The organism is Halomonas sp. (genome assembly GCF_014859505.1).
Classification (GTDB): domain Bacteria; phylum Pseudomonadota; class Gammaproteobacteria; order Pseudomonadales; family Halomonadaceae; genus Halomonas.
Window position 1 is genome coordinate 1 of record NZ_JACUUD010000041.1, and the last position, 22,275, is coordinate 22,275.

At 64.6% G+C, this 22,275-nt stretch carries 23 protein-coding genes and 1 pseudogene; 6 read left to right on the plus strand and 18 right to left on the minus strand.

What is annotated here, in order from left to right; translation table 11 throughout:
• From IBX53_RS07710 to argC, 17 genes and pseudogenes are all read right to left on the minus strand, one after another.
• A pseudogene (locus IBX53_RS07710) lies at window positions 1-464 on the minus strand (F0F1 ATP synthase subunit beta); the annotation flags it as partial.
• Window positions 465-530: 66 nt separating this feature from the next.
• The gene (gene atpG, locus IBX53_RS07715; RefSeq protein WP_290907499.1) at window positions 531-1,415 is read right to left on the minus strand and encodes a F0F1 ATP synthase subunit gamma; all 885 of its coding nucleotides are present in this window, start codon (window positions 1,413-1,415) and stop codon (window positions 531-533) included.
• Between the two features lie 71 nt (window positions 1,416-1,486).
• Entirely contained in the window at window positions 1,487-3,031 is a 1,545-nt protein-coding gene (atpA, locus tag IBX53_RS07720; RefSeq protein WP_290907502.1) for a F0F1 ATP synthase subunit alpha, read from the minus strand.
• 16 nt (window positions 3,032-3,047) lie between these two features.
• Window positions 3,048-3,584, minus strand: a complete 537-nt coding sequence (locus IBX53_RS07725) for a F0F1 ATP synthase subunit delta (RefSeq protein ID WP_290907504.1) — start codon at window positions 3,582-3,584, stop codon at window positions 3,048-3,050.
• A gap of 11 nt (window positions 3,585-3,595) precedes the next feature.
• Complete coding sequence (locus IBX53_RS07730) at window positions 3,596-4,066, minus strand: F0F1 ATP synthase subunit B (protein WP_290907507.1); 471 nt, start codon at window positions 4,064-4,066, stop codon at window positions 3,596-3,598.
• A gap of 72 nt (window positions 4,067-4,138) precedes the next feature.
• Entirely contained in the window at window positions 4,139-4,366 is a 228-nt protein-coding gene (atpE, locus tag IBX53_RS07735) for a F0F1 ATP synthase subunit C (RefSeq protein WP_102587586.1), read from the minus strand.
• 68 nt (window positions 4,367-4,434) lie between these two features.
• Window positions 4,435-5,262 carry a F0F1 ATP synthase subunit A gene (gene atpB / locus IBX53_RS07740; RefSeq protein ID WP_290907517.1) on the minus strand — a complete coding sequence of 276 codons (828 nt, stop codon included), beginning with the start codon at window positions 5,260-5,262 and terminating at the stop codon, window positions 4,435-4,437.
• 9 nt (window positions 5,263-5,271) lie between these two features.
• On the minus strand, window positions 5,272-5,679 hold the full coding sequence (locus tag IBX53_RS07745) for an ATP synthase subunit I (RefSeq protein ID WP_290907519.1): 408 nt from the start codon (window positions 5,677-5,679) through the stop codon (window positions 5,272-5,274).
• A gap of 197 nt (window positions 5,680-5,876) precedes the next feature.
• Window positions 5,877-6,791, minus strand: a complete 915-nt coding sequence (locus IBX53_RS07750) for a ParB/RepB/Spo0J family partition protein (protein WP_290907520.1) — start codon at window positions 6,789-6,791, stop codon at window positions 5,877-5,879.
• Between the two features lie 49 nt (window positions 6,792-6,840).
• Window positions 6,841-7,611, minus strand: coding sequence for a ParA family protein (locus IBX53_RS07755; protein ID WP_290907523.1), 771 nt, complete (start codon window positions 7,609-7,611; stop codon window positions 6,841-6,843).
• A 31-nt stretch (window positions 7,612-7,642) separates the two neighbouring features.
• The gene (rsmG, locus tag IBX53_RS07760; RefSeq protein ID WP_290907526.1) at window positions 7,643-8,293 is read right to left on the minus strand and encodes a 16S rRNA (guanine(527)-N(7))-methyltransferase RsmG; all 651 of its coding nucleotides are present in this window, start codon (window positions 8,291-8,293) and stop codon (window positions 7,643-7,645) included.
• Complete coding sequence (gene mnmG, locus IBX53_RS07765; protein WP_290907529.1) at window positions 8,290-10,194, minus strand: tRNA uridine-5-carboxymethylaminomethyl(34) synthesis enzyme MnmG; 1,905 nt, start codon at window positions 10,192-10,194, stop codon at window positions 8,290-8,292. The genes rsmG and mnmG overlap by 4 nt, the downstream gene beginning before the upstream one ends.
• 535 nt (window positions 10,195-10,729) lie before the next feature.
• Window positions 10,730-11,497 carry an amino acid ABC transporter ATP-binding protein gene (locus IBX53_RS07770; protein WP_290907532.1) on the minus strand — a complete coding sequence of 256 codons (768 nt, stop codon included), beginning with the start codon at window positions 11,495-11,497 and terminating at the stop codon, window positions 10,730-10,732.
• Window positions 11,498-11,509: 12 nt separating this feature from the next.
• Window positions 11,510-12,181 carry an amino acid ABC transporter permease gene (locus tag IBX53_RS07775; protein ID WP_290907534.1) on the minus strand — a complete coding sequence of 224 codons (672 nt, stop codon included), beginning with the start codon at window positions 12,179-12,181 and terminating at the stop codon, window positions 11,510-11,512.
• 110 nt (window positions 12,182-12,291) lie between these two features.
• Window positions 12,292-13,080, minus strand: a complete 789-nt coding sequence (locus tag IBX53_RS07780) for a transporter substrate-binding domain-containing protein (protein ID WP_290907537.1) — start codon at window positions 13,078-13,080, stop codon at window positions 12,292-12,294.
• A gap of 116 nt (window positions 13,081-13,196) precedes the next feature.
• Window positions 13,197-13,550 (minus strand): iron-sulfur cluster insertion protein ErpA, encoded by a 354-nt coding sequence (erpA, locus tag IBX53_RS07785; protein ID WP_290907540.1) that lies wholly within the window; start codon window positions 13,548-13,550, stop codon window positions 13,197-13,199.
• A gap of 98 nt (window positions 13,551-13,648) precedes the next feature.
• Window positions 13,649-14,683 (minus strand): N-acetyl-gamma-glutamyl-phosphate reductase, encoded by a 1,035-nt coding sequence (gene argC / locus IBX53_RS07790; protein WP_290907543.1) that lies wholly within the window; start codon window positions 14,681-14,683, stop codon window positions 13,649-13,651.
• A gap of 113 nt (window positions 14,684-14,796) precedes the next feature.
• Here argC and IBX53_RS07795 point away from each other — a divergent pair, with 113 nt between their 5' ends.
• The 5 genes from IBX53_RS07795 to IBX53_RS07815 all read left to right on the plus strand — a co-directional run bounded on the left by IBX53_RS07795 (window position 14,797) and on the right by IBX53_RS07815 (window position 20,622).
• Complete coding sequence (locus IBX53_RS07795) at window positions 14,797-16,575, plus strand: chloride channel protein (RefSeq protein ID WP_290907546.1); 1,779 nt, start codon at window positions 14,797-14,799, stop codon at window positions 16,573-16,575.
• Between the two features lie 55 nt (window positions 16,576-16,630).
• On the plus strand, window positions 16,631-17,062 hold the full coding sequence (gene hemJ / locus IBX53_RS07800; RefSeq protein WP_290907549.1) for a protoporphyrinogen oxidase HemJ: 432 nt from the start codon (window positions 16,631-16,633) through the stop codon (window positions 17,060-17,062).
• On the plus strand, window positions 17,062-17,916 hold the full coding sequence (locus IBX53_RS07805) for a hydroxymethylpyrimidine/phosphomethylpyrimidine kinase (protein WP_290907553.1): 855 nt from the start codon (window positions 17,062-17,064) through the stop codon (window positions 17,914-17,916). Before hemJ ends, IBX53_RS07805 begins: the two co-directional genes overlap by 1 nt.
• A 108-nt stretch (window positions 17,917-18,024) precedes the next feature.
• Window positions 18,025-19,314 carry a glutamate-1-semialdehyde 2,1-aminomutase gene (hemL, locus tag IBX53_RS07810; RefSeq protein ID WP_290907556.1) on the plus strand — a complete coding sequence of 430 codons (1,290 nt, stop codon included), beginning with the start codon at window positions 18,025-18,027 and terminating at the stop codon, window positions 19,312-19,314.
• A 60-nt stretch (window positions 19,315-19,374) separates the two neighbouring features.
• A complete protein-coding gene (locus IBX53_RS07815; RefSeq protein ID WP_290907559.1) occupies window positions 19,375-20,622 on the plus strand; it encodes a bifunctional aminoglycoside phosphotransferase/ATP-binding protein in 1,248 nt (415 codons plus the stop codon).
• 13 nt (window positions 20,623-20,635) lie between these two features.
• On the opposite strand, the gene IBX53_RS07820 is transcribed toward IBX53_RS07815, so the two are convergent.
• The gene (locus IBX53_RS07820; protein WP_290907562.1) at window positions 20,636-21,313 is read right to left on the minus strand and encodes a LuxR C-terminal-related transcriptional regulator; all 678 of its coding nucleotides are present in this window, start codon (window positions 21,311-21,313) and stop codon (window positions 20,636-20,638) included.
• A 373-nt stretch (window positions 21,314-21,686) separates the two neighbouring features.
• On the opposite strand from IBX53_RS07820, the gene rdgB reads away from it, so the two are divergent.
• Window positions 21,687-22,275 (plus strand): RdgB/HAM1 family non-canonical purine NTP pyrophosphatase (gene rdgB / locus IBX53_RS07825; protein WP_290907565.1); only part of this gene is annotated, 589 nt, incomplete at its 3' end.

Genomic DNA, 22,275 nt, shown 5'->3' on the forward strand with positions numbered 1-22,275 from the left:
ACGGTCTTGCCCACGCCGGCGCCGCCGAACAGGCCGACCTTGCCGCCCTTGGCGAACGGGCAGACCAGGTCGATGACCTTGATGCCGGTCTCGAGCAGCTCGTTGGACGCCGCCTGATCCGCATAGCCCGGTGCCTTGCGGTGAATCGGCATGCGCTCCTGCTCGCCGATGTCGCCGGCCTCGTCGATCGGCTCGCCGAGCACGTTCATGATGCGACCCAGCGTCTCCTTGCCCACCGGCACGGAGATGGCCGCACCGGTATTGGTGACGTCCATCCCCCGCTTGAGCCCCTCGGTGGAACCCATCGCGATGGTGCGCACCACGCCGTCTCCCAGCTGTTGCTGAGTTTCGAGCACTGTCTCGACATTCGAGACCTTCAGCGCGTCGTAGACCTTGGGAACATCGTCCCGCGGAAACTCTACGTCAATCACCGCGCCGATGATTTGTACGATACGTCCGCTCATCTTGCGATCCTCTAAAAAACCTGCAAATGAAGCCTGTGTGCCGGGAGGGCCTCGCCCTCCCCGGCGCTATACGGCGGCGGCGCCCCCGACGATCTCGGAGATCTCCTGGGTGATGGCGGCCTGGCGAGCCTTGTTGTAGACCATCTCCAGGTCGTCGATCAGGCCGCCGGCGTTGTCGGTGGCACTCTTCATGGCGATCATCCGGGCGGCCTGCTCGCAGGCCGCGTTCTCGACCACCGCCTGGTACACCTGGGATTCGATGAAACGAACCAGCAGGCTGTCCAGCAGCGCCTTGGCATCCGGCTCATACAGGTAGTCCCAGCTACCGGGACGTTGATCAGCTTCTTCATGCGCATCATCGAGGCCCATGTCCGGAGACAGGGGCAGAAGCTGCCTGACCGCCGGCTTCTGCGTCATGGTGTTGACGAACTCGTTGTACACCACGTAAAGCCGATCCAGACGGCCCTCGTCAAACGCATCCAGCATGACCTTCACGCTGCCGATCAGATCCTCGACCTCGGGCGACTCGCCCAGGCCGCTCTTCGCCGCCACGAGGTTGCCCCCGTACTTGCGGAAGAAGCCGCCGGCCTTGTTACCCAGCGCACAGAAGTCCAGCTCGGCGCCCGCTTCACGATGACCCATCGAATCCTTGAGCACCGCCTTGAACAGGTTGACGTTCAGGCCACCGCACAGGCCGCGGTCGGTGGAGACCACGATGTAGCCCACCCGCTTGACCTCGCGATCGACCATGTAGTCGTGCTTGTACTCGGGATTGGCATCGGCGATATGGGCAACGACGTTGCGTATCTGACGCGCATAGGGCTGGCTGGCCCTCATCAGGTCCTGGGCCCGGCGCATCTTCGACGCAGCGACCATTTCCATGGCGCTGGTGATCTTCTGCGTGTTCTTGATGCTCCCGATCTGGGTGCGTATCTCTTTTGCAGCTGCCATAGCGATCTACTCCGTTCGTGGCCCTCAGAAAGCTCCTGGGCCCGCCCCGAAGGCGGGACGGGCCAGCGGGATTACCAGCTCTGAGTGGCCTTGAACTTCTCGAGACCCGCCTTCAACCCGCTCTCGATCTCGTCGCTGTAGTCGCCGGTCTGGTCGATCTTGTCGAGCAGCTCGGCATGCTCGGACTTCATGTAGTCATGCAGGGCACGCTCGAAGTCCAGCACCTTGCTCACATCGATGTCGTCCAGGAAGCCTTCGTTGGCGGCGTAAAGAGACACCCCCATCTCGGCCACGGACATCGGCGAATACTGCTTCTGCTTCATCAGCTCGGTGACGCGCTGACCGTGCTCCAGCTGCTTGCGGGTGGCTTCGTCCAGATCGGAAGCAAACTGGGAGAAGGCCGCCAGCTCGCGGTACTGGGCCAGGGCCAGGCGCACGCCGCCGCCAAGCTTCTTGATGATCTTGGTCTGGGCCGAACCACCGACACGAGACACCGAGAGGCCGGCGTTGATGGCCGGACGGATGCCCGAGTTGAACAGATCGGTCTCCAGGAAGATCTGACCGTCGGTGATGGAGATCACGTTGGTCGGAACGAAGGCGGACACATCGCCCCCCTGGGTCTCGATGATCGGCAGCGCGGTCAGCGAGCCGGTCTTGCCCTTCACTTCACCGTTGGTGAACTTCTCGACGTAATCCACGTTGACCCGTGCCGCACGCTCCAGCAGGCGGGAGTGCAGGTAGAAGACGTCACCCGGGTAGGCTTCACGACCCGGAGGACGACGCAGCAGCAGGGAGACCTGACGATAGGCGACGGCCTGCTTGGACAGATCATCGTAGACGATCAGGGCGTCTTCGCCACGGTCGCGGAAGTACTCGCCCATGGTGCAGCCGGAGTAGGCGGCGAGGAACTGCATCGGGGCCGGATCGGCAGCGCCGGCGGCGACCACGATGGTGTGCTCCATGGCGCCATGCTCTTCCAACTTGCGAACCACGTTGGCGATGGTGGACTGCTTCTGGCCAATGGCGACGTAGACACAGGTGACGCCCTTGCCCTTCTGGTTGATGATGGCGTCGATAGCGATGGCCGACTTGCCGATCTGGCGATCGCCGATGATCAGCTCGCGCTGGCCCCGACCGATCGGCACCATGGCGTCGATGGACTTGAAGCCGGTCTGAATCGGCTGGTCCACCGATTGGCGAGTGATGACGCCCGGGGCAACCTTCTCGACGGCATCGGTCATCTTGGCGTCGATATCGCCCTTGCCATCGATGGGATTACCCAGAGCATCCACCACGCGGCCCTTCAGCTCGGGGCCCACCGGGACCTCGAGGATACGACCGGTACACTGAGCGGTCATGCCCTCTTCGAGCTGCTGGTAGTCACCGAGGATGACAGCACCCACGGAGTCGCGCTCGAGGTTGAGCACCATGCCGAAGATGCTACCGGGAAATTCGATCATTTCACCGAACATCGCGTCCTCGAGCCCGTGAATCTTCACGATGCCGTCGGATACGCTGACGATGGTGCCCTGATTGCGGGCTTCGGATGCGACGTCAAGCTTCTCGATACGCTGCTTGATGATGTCGCTGATCTCGGAAGGATTCAGTTGCTGCATGCCATGTCCCTCAGACTCAGGCGGTAAGGGCTTCGGCGAGGCGGTTCAATCGACCGCGCACCGACCCGTCGATGACGGTGTCGCCGGCGCGCAGGATCACGCCGCCGAGAAGCCTGGGATCCACCTGAGTGGTAATGGAGATTTCGCGATTCAGGCGCTTCTTGAGCGCACCGGCGAGCTTCTGCTGCTGCTTGTCGTCGAGTTCGAAGGCCGACACCACGGTGACGTCGACACGCTGCTCGTGGTCGGCACGCAGCCGCTCGAACTGCCCGGCGATGGCGCCCAGCGCCGGCAGGCGACGCTGTTCGGCCAGCTCATCAAGGAAGCGACGCGACGCGTCGTCCACCTTGACGTCGGCCACCTCGACCAGCAGTGCCACCTTGCGCTCGGAGGTGAGCTTCGGACTGGCGATGAGCGCCTGGACATCCCGGATGGCCATGATCTGGCCCAGGGTGCCCAGCGTCTCGGACCAGGTGTCCAGCGCCTGGTGATCGCGTGCGTACTCGAACGCCGCCTTGGCGTAGGGCCGAGCGACGGTAGACAGTTCCGCCATGGATCACCTCCTCACAGTTCGGCAGCAAGCTTGTCGAGCAGCTTGCGATGTGCCTTCTCGTCGATGGAGGCTTCCAGAACACGCTCGGCACCCGTGACCGCGAGGGTCGACACCTGGGCGCGAAGCTCTTCCTTGGCGCGATTGATTTCCTGCTGGATCTCGGCGCGAGCACTGGCTACCAGTCTCTCGCCCTCGGCGCGGGCCTGATCGCGAGCCTCCTCGACCATCTGGGAAGAGCGCTTGTTGGCCTGCTCGAGGATCTGGGAAGCCTGCTCCTTGGTCTCGCGCAGCGTCTGAGCGGCCTGTTCCTGGGCGAGCTCGAGGTCACGAGAGGCACGGCTTGCCGCGTCGAGGCCATCGGCAATCTTCTTCTGGCGCTCATGGAGCGCAGCGCTGATAGGCGGCCACACGTACTTTATGCAGAACCAGACAAAGATCGCGAAGGCGATCGTCTGCCCGATCAGCGTCATGTTGATATTCACAGGACTGTACCTCTGACAGGTTCGTGGCGACCGGTAACAAGCAAACCGAGCGCTGAGCGCTCGGTGCTGTCGTTAACCGGCGACGACGAAGATCAGGTACATCGCGATACCGACACCGATCATCGGCACGGCGTCGAGCAGGCCAGCCATGATGAAGGTCTTGGTCTGCAGCTGGTCGCCCAGCTCGGGCTGACGCGCGGTGGACTCGAGCAGCTTGCCGCCCAGCATGGCGAAGCCGATGCCGGTGGCCAGGGCGCTGATGCTGATGATGATGGCGGCAGCAATGTAGACGATTTCCATGTTAGTGCTCCTGATAGGTTGAGTTACAAGGGTTAGTGGTTGGTTGAGTTACAAGCGTTGCGCGGGTCTCAGTGATGCTCGTGCGCGGCACTCAGATACACGATGGACAGCGTCGTGAAGATGAAGGCCTGCAGAGTCACCACCAGGATGTGGAAGATCGCCCACGGCACATCCAGCAGCCAGATGGCCCAGAAGGGCAGAAGCGCGATCAGGATGAAGATCACCTCGCCGGCAAACATGTTGCCGAAAAGACGCAGGCCCAGGCTGATCGGCTTGACGATGAGGCCGACGATCTCGAGGATCAGGTTGAACGGAATCAGCGACCAGTGGTTGAAGGGCGTCAGCGAGAGCTCCTTGGCGAAGCCGCCCACTCCCTTCACCTTGCAGCTGTAATAGATGATGAGCAAGAACACGCCGAAGGCCATGCCCAGGGTGGCATTGACATCGGTGGTCGGCACGATCTTCATGTATTCGAAGCCGAGCTTGCCGAACAACTCGGGGAAATAGTCGACCGGAATGATCTTGAGGGTGTTCATCAACAGGATCCAGATGAACAGCGTCAACGCCAGCGGGGCGATATGAGGGTTCTTGCCGTGGAAGGTGGAGCGGGTCAGGTTCTCGATGAACTCGATGACCATCTCGACGCCGTTCTGCAGCCCGCCGGGGACCCCGGTGGTGGCCATCTTGCCGGCCTTGCGGAACAGCCACAGGAAGAGCACACCCATGGCGATGGACCACCCCATGGTATCCAGGTGGATCGCCCAGAAGCCCATCTCTACTGCCTCGGTGGAGCTGGACGCCAGCGACCAGCCGTTCTGCGGGTGGTAGCCGAAGGTCAGGTTCTGGAGGTGGTGCTGTATGTAATAGATGGCCGATATTTCGTTATCTGCTGCCATACTGCTTCCTCAGGTTCGGGGGGTCGACCTCTCACGCGCCAGCCAGGGGGTCAGCCAGTACATGAGTTGGGCCGCCACAAATGCAACGAAGAATAAAGCCGGGTTTGAGGGGGGCACTACCACGAACACGATCACGAAAAGTGCCACCGTCAAACCGAACTTGCCCATCGCCGCCTGATAGAGATTGAGCACATTGACCCTCGCGCGCTTGCCACCTCGACTGCGCAGTCCGCGCCTCACGAAGTAGAACGAGGGGAGCAGGCTGACCAGACCACCCATCAGGGCCGATATCGCCCCGAAGACCCCCGCCAGCCAGAGCCCCAACAGGGCCACTAACAGCATCGCGGTCCATTGAGCCAGAAACAACCGCGTGAAATCCAGCTGTCGGCGTCCTGCGGCGGATGAGGCTCTGTGCATCGTGTCATCATCCTGGCCCACTGTCAGGGCCCTTTTTCGCCGCGGGTGCCATGCAGGATATCAGGGCAAACACCGGCGGATTATAGGGAAGGGCTATCGGGGCTTCAACAGAGCCGCTGCGGATTTTGCCTGCTTCTGCCCCTTCTTGCGACCAAAGATGCAGGAATTGTCAACATCGTGGCGCGTGTTGGTGCCCGTCAGCGTATGTGTTCGAGGATTCCATCCAGCTCGTCGAGGCTGGTGTAGCGGATGGTCAGCCGCCCCTTCCCCCCGCGGCCGTGCTGGATCTTCACCGGCGCACCGAGCAGCTCGCCCAGCCGGGTCTCGAGGCGGGCCACATCGGGGCTGGCCGACGGCTTATCGGCCTTCTTCGGTTCCCCGGCGACGAGGCGCTTCACCAGCGCCTCGGTGTCGCGCACGGTGAGGTCCTTGTTGACCACCTCGTGGGCCGCCCGTCGCTGCTTGGCGCCCGAGAGCGCCAGCAGCGCCCGGGCGTGGCCCATATCCAGGTCGCCGCGCTCCAGCAGGGTCTGCACCTCGGGGTCCAGTGCCAGCAGCCGCAGCAGGTTGGCCACCTGGGCGCGGGACTTGCCCACGGCGTCGGCGACCTGCTGCTGAGTCAGCTCGAACTCCTCCAGCAGGCGCTTCAGCGCCATGGCTTCCTCCACCGGATTGAGGTTCTCGCGCTGGATGTTCTCGATCAGCGCCAGGGCCAGGGCCACCTCGTCGGTGACCTCGCGGATCACCGCGGGGATCACGTCGAGCTCGGCCAGCTGGGCAGCCCGCCAGCGACGCTCACCGGCGATGATCTCGTAGCGATCCTCGCCGGCGGGACGCACCACGATGGGCTGCATCACCCCCTGGGCGCGGATCGAGTCGGCCAGCTCCTCCAGGGCCTCGGGCTGGATATCCCGGCGCGGCTGATACTTGCCGCGGGTCAGCTGGCCCAGCGGCAGGCGCTCGAGGCGATCCTGGGCATCCGGCGCGGTGGCCGGCGGCACGCCATCTTCCAGCTCGATGCCCACCTCGGGAAGGTCAAGGCTCTCGCGACGGCGAGCGCTGGCCCCGATCAGGGCATCCAGTCCACGTCCCAGGGCGCGTTTACGCGTCATCGACACTCCCTCATCACAGCGGTTACGGCATGAGTGCGCCATGCAGTCGTCACAGCGACAGCCGGCGAATCAGTTCCTTGGCCAGCACCCGATGGGCCTGGCTGCCCCGCGAGAAGCGGGCGTACTTGGTCACCGGCAGCCCGTGGCTGGGCGCCTCGGCAACCCGCACGTTGCGCGGAATGGTGGCCTTGAGCAGGGTATCGCCAAAATAGTCGCGCAGCTGCTTGGTGATATCGCGGGTCAGGCTGTTGCGTGCATCGAACATGGTGCGCAGGATGCCGTAGACCTCGAGCCCCGGGTTCACGTTTTCCTTGATCTGCTCGACGGTGTCGAGCAGCGCCGAGAGCCCCTCCAGGGCGTAGAACTCGCACTGCAGCGGGATCAGCACGCCGTTGGCCGCGGTCAGGCCGTTGACGGTGAGCATGTTGAGCGAGGGGGGGCAATCGATCAGCACCACGTCGTATTCGCCGGCGACATCCGCCAGCGCCCGCTCCAGGCAGCGCTCGCGGCCGGCCTCTCGATCCAGCAGCGCCACCTCGGCGGCAGTGAGGTCACCGTTGCCCGGCAGCAGGGAGTAGCCCGCCACGGGACAGTCGACGATCACCTCCGCGGCGACACAGTCGCCCAGCAGCACATCCAGGACGCTGCCCTCGAGTTCGTGCTTGTCCACCCCGCTTCCCATGGTGGCATGCCCCTGGGGGTCGAGGTCCACCAGCAGCACTCGGCGATCCAGCGCCGCCAGGCTGGCGGCGAGATTGACCGCGGTGGTGGTCTTGCCGACACCACCCTTCTGGTTGGTCAAGGCGATGATCTTGGTCACGGGCAACTCCCTTGCTGGGAAACGCGGGTTGTCATGGGCGCGAGCCATCTTCCTGGCGTTCGAGGACCACCAGCAGCCGGCTGCCGACGTCAAAGGGCACCTCCAGGGAGTGCCGGGCCACCGGCACCACGCCAACCGGCACACCGGCGAGTTCGTCATCCACGGCGGGGCCCTTCATGGCCAGCCACTGGCCGCCCGGGAGCACCAGCGGCAGCGTCAGGGAGACGAAGTCGCCGAGGCTGGCGAAGGCACGTGAGATCACCTGGTCGAAGCGACCCTCGAAGGCCTCGACCCGCATCTGCACCGGGGTCACGTTGGTCAGGCCCAGTTCCATCACCGCCTGGCGCTGGAAGCGCACCTTCTTGCCGTTGCTGTCGAGCAGGCTCACCGCAAGCTCGGGCCGGAGAATCGCCAGCACCAGGCCGGGAAAGCCGGGCCCGGCGCCCACATCGAGGAGGGTAGGACCCTTCACGAAGGGCAGCACGGCGGCGCTGTCCAGCAGGTGGCGAGCCACCATCTCCTCGGGCGAGCGTATCGCGGTGAGGTTATAGGCGCGGTTCCACTTGTGCAACAGGCCGACCAGCGCCAGCAGACGTTGGCGCTGGTCGGGGTCCACGACGATGCCGAGACGTTCGAGCCCCTGGTCGAGGTGCGCCTCGACCGCAGGATCCGTTGCCGTCATGCGCTGGCCGCCTTGCGGTCATCGAGCAGTCGGCGCTTCTTCAGATGAATCAGCAGGATGGAGACCGCCGCCGGCGTCACACCCGAGATCCGCGAGGCCTGGGCCAGGGTCTCGGGGCGCGCCTCGGCGAGCTTCTGGCGGATCTCGTGGGAGAGCCCCTCGACCCGCGCATAGTCCAGATCCACCGGCAGCGGCGTGGCCTCGTGACGCTTGAGTTTGTCGATCTCGTCCTGCTGACGGTCGATGTAGCCCTGGTACTTGGCCTGGATCTGCACCTGCTCGGCGACCCCGTCATCGGCCACCGCCTCGCCTTCGATGCCGGGCAGGTCGGCCAGATCGGCGTAGCCGAGCTCCGGACGCCTGAGCAGGTCCATCAGGCTGTACTCCCGGGTCAACGGCTTGCCGGTCCTCTCGGCGACCGCTTCGGCGGCCGCGGTGCCCGGCTGCACCCAGCAGGCCTTGAGCCGGGCGCTCTCACGCTCGATTGCCTCGCGCTTCTCGCTGAAGACGGCCCAGCGAACGTCATCCACCAGCCCCAGCTCGCGACCGGCCTCGGTGAGGCGCAGGTCGGCGTTGTCCTCGCGCAGCAGCAGACGGTACTCGGCCCGCGAGGTGAACATGCGGTAGGGCTCCTTCGTGCCCAGGGTGATCAGGTCATCCACCAGCACGCCTAGGTAAGCCTCGTCGCGGCGAGGCCACCAGGCCTCCAGATCCTTCGCCCGACGGGCGGCATTGAGCCCGGCCAGCAGTCCCTGGGCGCCGGCCTCCTCGTAGCCGGTGGTGCCGTTGATCTGCCCGGCGAAGAACAGATTGTGGATGAATTTCGTCTCCAGCGAGTGCTTGAGGTCCCGCGGGTCGAAGAAGTCGTACTCGATGGCGTAGCCGGGCCGGGTGATGTGGGCGTTCTCGAGCCCCTTGATCGAGCGCACCACCTGCAGCTGCACGTCGAAGGGCAGCGAGGTGGAGATCCCGTTGGGATAGAGCTCATGAGTCTCCAGGCCCTCGGGCTCGACGAACACCTGGTGGCTGGCCTTGTCGGCGAAGCGGTGGACCTTGTCCTCGATGGAGGGGCAATAGCGCGGCCCTACCCCCTCGATCACCCCGGAGTACATGGGCGAGCGGTCGAGGTTGGCGAAGATGATCTCGTGAGTGCGCTCGTTGGTGTGGCCGATATGGCAGCTTACCTGCCGTGGATGCTGATCTCGGCTGCCCAGGAAGGACATCACCGGGGTTGGGCTGTCGCCGGGCTGCTCCTCGAGCAGCGAGAAGTCGAGGCTTCGGGCATCCAGGCGTGGCGGCGTGCCGGTCTTGAGGCGATCGACCCGGAACGGCAGGGCGCGGAGGCGTTCGGCGAGGCGATTGGAGGGCGGGTCGCCGGCGCGGCCACCGCGGCTCTGCTCGAGGCCTATATGGATAACCCCGCCGAGGAAGGTGCCGGTACACAGCACCACGGTATCGGCGTGGAAGCGGATACCGGTCTCGGTGACCACGCCGCGCACGGTGTCGTTGTCCACGATCAGATCGCCGGCGGCCTGCTGGAACAGCGTTAGGTTGGACTGGTTCTCCAGCATCCTGCGAATCGCGGCCTTGTAGCGGATCCGGTCGGCCTGGGCGCGGGTAGCCCGCACGGCAGGACCCTTGCGGGCATTGAGCACACGGAACTGGATGCCGCCGAGGTCGGTGGCCTTGGCCATGGCACCGCCCAGCGCATCGATCTCCTTGACCAGGTGGCTCTTGCCGATCCCTCCGATGGCGGGATTGCAGGACATCTGGCCCAGGGTCTCGATGTTGTGTGTCAGCAGCAGGGTCTGACAGCCCATGCGAGCGGAGGCCAGCGCGGCTTCAGTTCCCGCATGGCCACCGCCGATGACGATGACGTCAAAGCGGTCGGGGTAATCCAAGTTGCACCTCGTTGGCGCGGTAGCGCCGTCTGCCTGTCAGGGGATGAAATCAGGCCGCGAGTATAAACCCCCTGTGGGTAATCGTCAGGGTTTTCCACACCTCCCTCGTCCCGGCTCGTCGCCCACCCTCCTTCCTAACATTAAATATCAATATATATAGAGAGAAGTTCTATTGTGGTTGTTACTACTGGTGTGGACAGAATCCGTGCATAAGTAGCTAATTTAATGGCTATTCAGTAAGTTACACTGTTGGCAAGAGGCGGGGCAAGAGGGTGACTGCCTGCGCGTAGAGTGACAGGAGCCTGTGGATGAAAGGACGACTTGTCCACATCGCCATTGATGTACCGTTTGTCCACCGATGGGTACCGGGCTTGTGCCCGCAACTGTGAACAACCGTCGTGGTTATCCCCAAACCCTACTCTCAGGGGGGTGACAGGAGGAAATCCCGCCGTCGGGAAATATTCTATCCACAAGCAAAAAAAAGGCCCTGTCGCGAACGCCAGGGCCTTTTTTCACGCTTCGAGAGGGGGAGATATCAGTGCTTGAGTACCCGGGCCAGGAAGCTGCGGGTGCGTTCGTCGCAGGGACGGTCGAAGATCTGCTCGGGCGGTGCCTGTTCGGCGATCTCCCCCTGGTGGATGTAGATCACCCGGTCCGCCACCTCTCGCGCGAACCCCATCTCGTGGGTGACGATGATCATGGTCATGCCCTCTCGTGCCAGCTCACGCATGGCATCGAGCACCTCGCCGATCATCTCCGGGTCCAGCGCCGAGGTGGGCTCATCGAAGAGCATCAGGCGCGGCTCCATGGCCAGCGCACGGGCCAGCGCCACGCGCTGCTGCTGGCCGCCAGAGAGCTGGTTGGGATGCTTGGCGGCCTGGTCGCTGATGCCGACCCTTGCCAGCAGCCGCTCGGCGGTCTCCATGGCATCGGCGCGGCTCCAGCCGCGCACCTTCATGGGTGCCAGGATGACGTTGTCCAGCACGCTGAGATGGGGAAAGAGGTTGAACTGCTGAAACACCATGCCCACCTCGGTGCGGATCTTCTGCAGGGCTTGGCCGCTCTTGCCATGGGGGGTGAGCTCGTTGCCATCCACCTCGATATGGCCCTCCTGGAATTCTTCCAGGCCGTTGATGCAGCGGATCAGCGTCGACTTGCCCGAGCCGCTGGCACCGATGATCACCACTACTTCGCCAGGGGCGACCTCGAGATCGATATCCTTGAGCACGTGCAGGCTGCCGAAGTGCTTGTTGACTTGCTCCATGCGTACGATGGGAGCGGTCGCGTTCTCGTTCTGTGTCATGGGTGGCTCCCCCTATTGGCCGACCAGGCCGCGTTTCTCGAGCTGGCGCAGCAGCAGTGACAGGCTCCAGGTGATGGCCAGGTACATCAGGGCCACCATGAAGTAGACCTCCAGGGCGGTGAAGGTGGTGGCGATGTAGATCTGGCCCTGGCGGACCAGTTCGCCCACGCCGATCACCGAGAACAGGGAGGTGTCCTTGATGCTGATGATGCCCTGGTTACCCAGCGGTGGAATCATCCGGCGGAAGGCCTGGGGCCAGATCACGTAGCGGAAGGCCTGGGTGCGGGAGAGCCCCAGCGATAGCGAGGCCTCGCGCTGGCCGCGTTCGATGGACTGCACCCCGCCGCGCACCACCTCAGAGATGTAGGCGCCGGAGTTGACCGCGATGGCGGCGATGCCGGCGGTCAGGGCATTGATGGGGCTACCCAGCAGCTGAGGCAGGCCATAGAAGATGAACAGCACCTGCACCAGAATGGGGGTGCCGCGGAACACTTCGACGTAGACGACCGCCGGCCAGCGGATCAGGCGTGACGGACTGATCCGCATCAGTCCGAAGACGATCCCGATGATGAAGCCGATGGCCAGCCCGCCGAAGGAGATCAGCAGGGTCCAGGGAATGCCCGGCAGCAGGTGCGGAATGGAGCGGAATGCCGCCGCCCAGTCAAATTGAAAGGTTACTTCCACGGGCGTTTCTCCGGGATGGCTGGAAACGAGGCGGGGCCGGGAGGTGCTACCGCCCGGCCCCGCTGGTCAGCTCGTCGTGTCACAACGACGAGGGTTCAGGGCGGCTCGGCTCACTCCTCCGAGGGGGCCTCGCCGAACCACTTCTCGTAGATCTCGGCGTAGGTGCCGTCCTCGCGCATCTCGGCCAGGGCTTCGTTGACCGGCTCGACCCACTGGCTGCCCTTGTGGAAGACGATGCCGTACTGCTGGCCCGCATAGAGGGGGCCGACGACCTTGGTACGCCCTTCGCCTCGGGTCTGGGAGAAGTAGGCGACGTTGGGGGCGTCATAGAAGGCGGCGTCGACGTTACGGCCGAGCAGTGCCATGTACATGTCGCTGTTGCCCGGGTAGGGGGTAATGTCGGCGCTGTCGCCGAGATGCTCCTGAAGGAAGTCGTAGCTGGTGGAGCCGATGCGCGTGGCCACGGACATGCCCTCGAGGTCCTCGATGGTCTCGACGCTGTCGTTGTCGGCACGCACGATGATCTGCAGGCCGGAGTCGTAGTAGGGGTCCGAGAAGTCGACGATCTGGGCGCGCTCCTCGGTGATGGTGACGCCGGCGACGGCGATCTCCTGACTACCGGTCTGCACGGCCGGGATGATGCCGGCGAACTCCATGGTGGTGAGCTTGACCTCGAAGCCGGCACGTTCGGCCAGTTCATTGATCATGTCCATGTCGAACCCGATCATCTCCCCGGTCTCGGGGTCGAGCATCTCGAAGGGTACGAAACTGGGATCGGTGACCACGTTGACGGACGGCGTTTCAGCCAGCGCGGAACCGGCCATGCCGAGGCCCATCGCCAAGGCGGTGGCCAGTGTGGCTTGCTTCAGGAAGGGTGAAGTGGAAGCGGATCTTGTCATGAAGTTCCCCATATTGAGTCTTTTCTGGTGAGTATCGCCTGTTAAACCTTGGCGAGAATGCTCCAGAGCGTCAAGTTGGGGATTTTCACGGACGCCGAGTCCACGGTAGCTGCGGCTTACACCATGAAGGAGGCGCCACAGCCGCAGGTGGTGGTGGCGTTGGGGTTCTGGACCAGGAAGCGCGCGCCGGCGAGGCCCTCCTCGAAGTCCACGGTGGAGCCCACCAGGTACTGGTAGGAGAGCGGATCCACCACCAGGGCGACGTCGCCGAAGGCGATGACGGTGTCATCCTCGGCGACCTCATCGGCGAAGTCGAAGCCATACTGGAAGCCCGAGCAGCCACCGCCGGTCACGTAGACCCGCAGCTTGAGCTGGCTGTTGCCCTCTTCCTCGATCAGCGACTGAAGCCGTCGGCGTGCGCTGTCGGACAGCAGCAGGGGAGTAGGAACAAAGGATTCGGCACCGCTCATGGAGAGCTCCCTCGAGGGAAGTGGAGAAGTCGACCCGTCATTATCCCCAATCCCCAGCAAAATGGTCAACTTTTGCTGGGGGAGAAGGTGAGCGGGGTTCAGGGCATCAGCGCCGGGGCGGTGAGGCCGGCGTTCTCGGCGAAGCCGAACATCAGGTTGAGGTTCTGTATCGCCTGGCCGGAGGCGCCCTTGACGAGGTTGTCGATCACCGCGAGCACCACCACGGTATCGCCGTTGCCCGGGCGATGCACGGCGATCCGACAGAGGTTGGCGCCCTTGACGCTGCGGGTTTCCGGGTGGCTGCCGGCGGGCATCACGTCGACGAAGGGCTCGTCGGCGAAACGCTGCTCGAAGAGCGTCTGCAGATCGCCCGGTTCGCCGACCAGGCGGCCGTAGAGGGTGGCGTGGATGCCGCGGATCATCGGCGTGAGGTGGGGCACGAAGGTGAGACCCACCGGGACACCGGCGGCATCCGTCAGGCCCTGGCGGATCTCCGGCAGGTGGCGGTGCCCGGCGGCACCGTAGGCCTTGAAGGACTCGCTGGCCTCGGCCAGCAGCGAGGGCACCTTGGCACCGCGGCCGGCACCGGTAACGCCTGACTTGCAGTCGGCGATGACGTGGCCGGCATCGATGAGGCCCGCCTCGAGCAGCGGCAGCAGGCCGAGCTGCACCGCGGTGGGGTAGCAGCCGGGCACGGCGATCAGTCGCGCCTGGCGGATTGCCTCGCGATTGACCTCGGGCAGTCCGTAGACCGCCTCACCCAGCAGTGCCGGGGCACCGTGGGGCTGGCCGTACCACTCGGCCCACTCCTCGGCATCACGCAGGCGAAAATCCGCGGAGAGATCGATGACCCGGGTGCCGCGCTCGAGCAGTTCGCCGGCCAGGGCATGGGCCACGCCGTGGGGGGTGGCGAAGAACACGGCATCGCAGGCGCCGAGGCGGTCGCCATCGGGCTCGCTGAAGGCCAGATCGTCATAGTGGCCGCGCAGGTTGGGATACATGTCGCAGACGCGTACGCCCGCTTCTGAGCGGGAGGTGATGGCTTCCACTTCAACTTCGGGATGCTGGGCCAGCAGCCTGAGCAATTCGACCCCGGTGTATCCGGTGCCACCGACGATTCCGACCTTGATCACGTTGCACTCCTTCCGCTTGGCCTTGGGCTGGGCTCGGTTGTGACGAATATGATACACAAGTAGACAGGGGCCTACCCAGCCGGCCCTGGAATAGGTTGAACAGGAATCTCGCCGTGCCTCGCTTCTCACTGCCAGACCTCAGCCTGGAGGGCTTCCGCCAGCGCCTGGCCAGCGTCGACGCCCTCCCCCAGCTCTGCGTGCTGGGGGTGGTGTCGGGACTGATCACCGGGGGCTTCATGGTCGGCTTCCGGCTGCTGATCGACCTCGGCGCCCTGGCCTTCATGCCCGGCGGTGACCACGAATCCTTCGAGGGACTCTCGCCTCTGGTGCGCTCCCTGTTGCCGATCCTGGCGGTCACCATCGTCGGGGTGCTGCTGTGGCGCCAGCCCGAGAAGGCCCGCAAGCTGGGCGTCGGTCATGTGATGGAGCGACTGACCTATCATCAGGGGCGCTTTCCGCTGCGCAACTGGCTCAATCAATGGTGGGTCGGCGTGGTCACGGTGCTCGGCGGTCTCTCTGCCGGCCGCGAGGGCCCGGCGATCCATCTCGGGGCGGCGGCCTCCAGCGGCCTTGGCCAGCAGCTGCGGCTGCCCCACAACAGCCTGAGGGTGCTGGTGGCCTGTGGCACTGCCGCAGGGATCTCCGCCTCCTTCAACACCCCCATCGCCGGGGTCATCTTCGCCATGGAGGTCGTGATGATGGAGTACACCATCGCCGGCTTCATGCCGGTGATCCTGGCCTCCACCATGGGGGCCGTGGTTGCCCAGCTGGTCTACGGCTCCGAGCCGGCCTTCCAGGTGCCGACGGTCAGTCTCGGCTCCTTCTCCAACCTGCCCTGGCTGGTGGTCACGGCGCTGGTGATCGGTCTGCTGGCGGGGCTTTTCATCCACGTGGCGAGAAGCGGCTGGATCAAGGGCCTGCCGGTGTGGCTGCGCCTGGGGCTGGTGGCCGTGGCCACCGCTGCAGTGGCCTGGTGGTACCCGGAGGTGCAGGGCATCGGCTATGACAGCCTTAGTGCTGCGCTGACCGGTGACCTGGCGGTGGACGTGCTGCTGGCGCTGGTGGTGGCCAAGCTGCTGCTCACGGCGATCACCGTGGCCAGCGGTATTCCCATCGGCATCATCGGCCCGGTGCTGGTGATCGGTGCCGCGGCGGGGGCGCTGATGGGGCTGTTTGGCGGCTGGATCTGGCCCGCTCGGGGGGCGGAACCGGGGATCTATGCCATGCTCGGGATGGCGGCGATGATGGGCGCCGTGCTGCAGGCGCCGCTTGCGGCGCTGATGGCCCTGCTGGAATTGACCCACAACCCCAACATCATCCTGCCCGGCATGCTGGCAGTGGTGGTTTCCTGTCTGACGTCTCGACAGCTGTGCCGCTGCGATGGCTTCTTCATCAGCGCTACCCGCCATGGCCTTCACCCGCTGCAGCAGCCGCTGATGCAGGCTCTGTCGAGGGTTTCGGTGCCGGCGGTGATGGAGCGAAGCCTGGAGCGCACGCCGCGCATGGTGACGCACGAACGCGCTCGGGCGCTGCTGGCGCGCAACCCGATCTGGATCCTGATTGAACGCTCCAGCGACGACAAGCCGACCCTGGCCCTCAAGGCCGCTGACCTGGCGCGCTGGTTGATGGAGCATGGGTCCGAGGAGCCGGACGCAGTCGTGGAGCCAGAGTCCCATGAAGAGGAGTTGATCGACCTGCTGGAGATTCCCGGCCTGCGCCTGGAGCTGGCGCCCATCCACCTGCAGGCGACGCTCTCCGAGGCCTTCGAGCGACTCAACGACCAGGCGGTAGATGCGCTCTACGTGGAGCATGGCAACCGTCCGAAACAGAAGCGGATTTCCGGTATCATCACGCGGGGTGCCATCGAGCGGTATTATTCCTTCAAGGATTAGCACCGCCATTGACGGCGCTCTCACCCCTTCAGCCACTCTTCCACGAGGAGCCCGCATGTATCTTTGGATCAAGGCCCTGCACCTGATTGCCATGGTGACCTGGTTCGCCGCCCTCTTCTATCTCCCGCGCCTCTATGTCTACCATGCCATGGCGCGTGACCGCGGCGAGCAGCAGGCGATAGACCACTTCCTGGTCATGGAGCGCAAGCTCTATCGGGGGATCATGACACCCTCGATGATCGCCGTGCTGGTATTCGGTGGCTGGCTGCTCTATCTGATGCCCTTCTGGTTCAGTCAGGGCTGGTTGCACGTCAAGCTGCTGCTGGTGGCGCTGCTGGTGGCCTACCACCATGTCTGCCTGATCTACCTCAAGCAGCTGCGCGACGGGCGCTGCACGAAGAGTCATGTGTTCTTCCGCTGGTTCAACGAGCTGCCGGTGATTGCCCTGCTGATCATCATCTTCCTCGCCGTGCTCAAGCCCTTCTGATGGCGACCGGCGAGACGGTGTTGCCCCATCTGCCGGTGGTGCTGGTGCTGGCCGGCCACGACCCCACCGGGGGAGCCGGGCTGGTCGCCGATGCCGAGGCGATCGCCGCTTGCGGCGGCTGGGCGCTGACTATTCCCACGGCACTGACGGTGCAGGACTGCCGTGATGTCCAGGCGGTGGTGCCCTGCGACCCGCATGCCATGCGCGCCTCCGCCGCGGCGCTGGACGACTTCGAGATCGCTGCCATCAAGGTGGGGCTGGTGGCCGACCTGACGACCCTGGATGCGGTGACCGATATCATCCGTCGCTTTCCCGGGGTACCGCTGGTGGTGGATCCTGTACTCAGGGCTGGCGGTGGTCAAGAGTTGTCCACAGCCGAACTGGTGGATGCCTTCCGCGACCGGCTGCTCCCCCTGGTGGACCTCCTGACACCCAATCGGGAAGAGCTGGCCCGCCTCTCCGCCGAGGCCGGCGAGGATACCGAGCGGGCGGTGGAGCTGATGACCCTGGGCTGTCAGGCGGTGCTGGTCACCGGGACCGATGCGCCAACTGCCGCCACCCCGGTTGACCGTGTGGCCCACACCCTGCATACGCCCTATCAGAGTCGCCAGTGGAGCTGGCCTCGACTCCCGGGCCGCTACCACGGCTCCGGCTGTACCCTGGCCTCGGCCCTGGCAGCACGTCTGGCGGCCGGTGAATCGCTGGTGGTCGCCTGCGAGCAGGCCCAGGCCTTTACCTGGCAGGCGCTGGCCCACGCCTGGCAACCCGGCAACGGCCAGGCGCTGCCACGTCGCCTTTGGCGTCTGCCCGTGACGCCGGTCGAGGGAGTGGACGAGGCAGCGGCTCCGGGCTGAGCCCGAGGCTGGCCATCCCCCGATTGAACGCAGAGAATGGGGGCAGCCGGGTGGCCATGATCAGGTTATCCAGAGAATTATCCACAGCTTTCGAGGACGAGACACGCCATGACCACATCCGCCGAGCTCTTCGAACGGGCCTGCCGCCATATCCCCGGTGGCGTGAACTCGCCGGTGCGCGCCTTCAAGGGGATGCAGCGTCCACCGGTTTTCATGGAGCGTGCCAAGGGCGCCTACCTGATCGACGTGGAGGGCAAGCACTACGTCGACTACGTGGGCTCCTGGGGACCGATGATTACCGGCCACGCCGACCCGGATGTGCTGGGGGCGGTTCGCGAGCGGCTGGACCACGGGCTGTCTTTCGGCACCCCAACGGCCATCGAGACCACCATGGCGGACCTGATCTGCGAGATGATCCCCTCCATGGAGATGGTGCGCATGACGAGTTCCGGCACCGAGGCCACCATGTCGGCGATTCGCCTGGCCCGCGGGGTTACCGGCCGCGACAAGATCGTCAAGTTCGAGGGCAACTACCACGGTCACTCCGACTCGCTGCTGGTCAAGGCGGGCTCCGGGGCCCTGACTCATGGTGAGCCCAGCTCGCCCGGCGTGCCGGCCTCCCTGGCCGAGCACACCGTGACCCTGCCCTACAATGATATCGATGCCGTGGAGCAGTGCTTCGAGGAGATCGGTGACCAGATCGCCTGCATCATCGTCGAGCCGGTCGCCGGCAACATGAACTGCATCCCGCCCCAGCCGGGCTTCCTGGAGTGCCTGCGGCGCGCCTGTGACGCTCACGACAGCGTGCTGATCTTCGACGAGGTGATGACCGGCTTCCGGGTGGCCCTGGGCGGTGCCCAGGCCCACTACGGTATCCATCCGGATCTCACCTGCCTGGGCAAGATCGTCGGCGGCGGCATGCCGGTGGGGGCCTTCGGCGGCAGCGAGTCGATCATGTCCAACATTTCACCGCTGGGGCCGGTCTATCAGGCGGGTACGCTGTCCGGCAACCCGCTGGCCATGGCGGCCGGCATCGCCCTGCTCACCAAGCTGCGCGAGCCCGGCTTCCATGATGCCCTGGCCCAGCGGGTCGAGACCCTCTGCCACGGTCTCCAGGAGCGAGCGGAGGCCGCCGGCGTGGAGATGATCACCCAGCACGTGGGCGGCATGTTCGGCCTCTTCTTCACCGGGCAGAGTCGTGTGGACAACTTCGCCCAGGCCACCGCCTGCGATGCCGACGCCTTCCGGCGCTTCTTCACCGCCATGCTGGACGAAGGCGTCTATCTGGCCCCCTCGGCCTATGAGGCGGGGTTCATGTCGAGTGCCCATGCACCGGAAGATATCCAGCGCACCCTGGATGCCGCCGAGAAGGCCTTCGTGACGATGCGGCAAGCCTGAGACCATGGCCAAGGCCTTTGTCGCTGCACTGTTTTCCACCACACCATCAGGAGACTCGTGATGCCCCACTCCTCCGCTGCGGCCCGTGATGACAACGAGAGCCTGGAATCGCTGGTGGACTCCCTGGTGGCCTACCACCGTCTACCCCAGGTCGCCGTGAAGGATGTCGATCCCACCCGGCCACTGGTGCAGATGGCGCAGGAGGAGCTGGCGGCCATCCGAGAGGGGCTGCTGGACGAGGAGGAGTGCCTCCGGCTCGACCAGCTCGGGGAGTGGCTGAAGCAGGACCTGGTTCGCCTCAAGCCGCTGCTCGAGGGCCGGCGCGAGCGCCTGGTGACCAGCTGGGCGCTGGTCCATCCGGACAGCCGCTTGTGCCACGAAGGCCGGACCCTGCTGGTCAACGCCATCGGCCGTGATCCAGCGGCTCCCGGCAGTGAGCTGCCGGCGGATCCGGCCAGCGACCTGGCGGCGCTGCTGGTGGGGCTGGAGGCGCGGGGAGAGTCGGCGCTGACACGACTGGCGCTGGATCGTTACCTGCGCCTGTCGGGAGACTATCCCCAGTCGCGGTTGCTCTCGCTGTTCGGCACCTGTCATGCGCTGAGTGGTGCCCGGCGGGCGCTGCAGCGCCGTCCGGCACCGGGCCAGGATCCGGAACATCCGGCAAGGCTGGCCGAGAGCATGGCCGAGTGTCGGCACTATCTGTCGCTGGCCGAGCGTATCGCCGAGTTCCGCTTCCCACCGCTGGTGATCGCCGTTGGCGTGTCGGGCAGCGGCAAGAGCCGCTTTACCTCTGGGCTGGTCAGTCGGCTGGGGGCAATCCGGGTCTGTTCGGACGCGGAGCGGCGACGACTTCACGAGTTACCTCAGGACAAGGCCTATCCTCAGGCTCAGGCGGAGCCACCGGCGGTGGGTATCTTCGGTGAGGTCGCCACCGAGAGAACCTATCGCCACCTGGCAAGCTGTGCGGGAACCCTGCTCGATGCGGGTATCCCGGCCTGTGTGGACGCCACCTGCCTGAAGCGCTGGCAGCGAGACTTGCTGCGTCAGCAGGCCGAGGCTCGCGGCTTGCCCTGCCTGATGGTCAGCTTCGAGGCGGATGAGGCCACGCTCAGGCGGCGTATCGAAAAGCGCGCTCGTCGACAGGGCTTCGAGGTCGCCAACAGTCTGGTGCTACTCGACCATCAGCTGGCGGAACGCGAGCCCTTCGGTGATGAGGAGCGCCTGAATCTGGTCCATCTCGATACCACTGCCCACAACGCCGCCGAGACGCTGGTCGATCTCATCGAGGAACATGTGAAGCTGGGGTGAGGGGCTCGATGTTTCAGTCCAAGCCTCTTGCATGTCCCACGTCCCGTCGCGGGTGATTCTTGTTGGGTGGGGGCGGCACGCCCAGGTTATGACGTGCCCAGTTGACGGCCTGGATGCGGTTGTGGACATCGATCTTGCGGAAGATATTGTAGAGGTGCGACTTGACGGTATGCTCGCTGACGAACAGGCGGTCGGCGATTTCGCCGTTTGAGGCACCCGAACCAAGCAGGCCAATGATTTCCAGCTCGCGGTGGGTAAGTCCGCAGACCGGGCGATAGGAGTTGAGCTGCTGGCGCCGCAGGAAGGAGATCATGCGCGTCATCAGCGAGCGCGACATCCAGAGCTCACCGAGTATCAGCGCCTGCAGCCCCTTGCAGATCATTTCCAGGCTGTCACTGCGGTAGAAGACACCCTGCAGGTGGAGGGCCGAGAGGGTCTGTATCGCGTGATCCTCGTCCTTGAGGTTGAAGGCGGCCAGGGAGAGACGCTCGTCCTCCATGGATCGGGCGTGCCATACCTGCATGAGGTCTTCGCCAACGTGATCCATATCCAGCAGAATCAAGGTGGGTTGGACCTCGCGAGGCTTCCACTCGCTTCCAGGCGTCAGCACCGTGATCGCGCAGGCCAGCTGCTGGCGCAGGTAGTCGATAAAAAGCTGGCACTGAGGGCTGCTGGCGGTTACCAGCAGCATACTTCTTTCCTGAGCCATGTTTGCCCCCTGAGGAAACCCAACCGACGGCTGGTTACCGGCAGGTAAAAGAATGATGGTGTTTATTCAGGATGAGTGTGAATCAAATTGTAACATTTTGTCGCAAACTATTTGTTATATACAGATATTATTTTTATTCTTTTATTGATAAATCTCGGGCCCATCAATAAAAATCAATTACCTACAAGGATTCCTGCAGGCCGGCGAGAGGCTTGCAGCGAAGAAAACCAACCCTGGCTCATTAGCAGTGTCATACTCGCGGCTCTCTCGAAGCCGGCCTGTTGTCCGCCGGTCGTTCCCTGTCGTCTTTCTGCATCCTAGAATGGCAGGCCGTGAATCTCCATGAGTATCCGACATGACCTCGACCCCCTTGATCCTCGCCAGCGGCAACGCCGGCAAGCTGCGTGAATTTCACCAGCTGCTGGCGCCGCTGGGCTTCGATGTCAGGCCACAGGCGGAACATGATGTCTCCGAGGTAGAGGAGACCGGCCTGACCTTCGTCGAGAACGCCCTGCTCAAGGCGCGTGAGGCGAGTCGCGTCAGCGGTCTGCCGGCGCTGGCCGATGATTCGGGGTTGGAGGTCGATGCCCTGCACGGGGCCCCTGGGATCTACTCGGCGCGTTTTGGCGGGGAGCCGAAGAGCGACGAGCGCAACAACGCCCGGCTGCTGGAGGCCCTGGCCGAGGTTCCCGAGGGGCAGCGCACTGCACGCTACTGGTGCGTACTGGTCTACCTGCGCCACGCCGAGGATCCGGTGCCGCTGATCGTGCAGCGCAGCTGGGAGGGCGAGATCCTGGCCCATCCGCGAGGCGAGGGTGGCTTCGGCTACGACCCCCTCTTCTGGCTGCCGGACCAGGCCATGAGCGTGGCCGAACTGTCGACACCCGAAAAGAACCGCTTGAGCCACCGTGGGCGCGCCCTTCAGGCGCTGGTCGAGGCGCTGG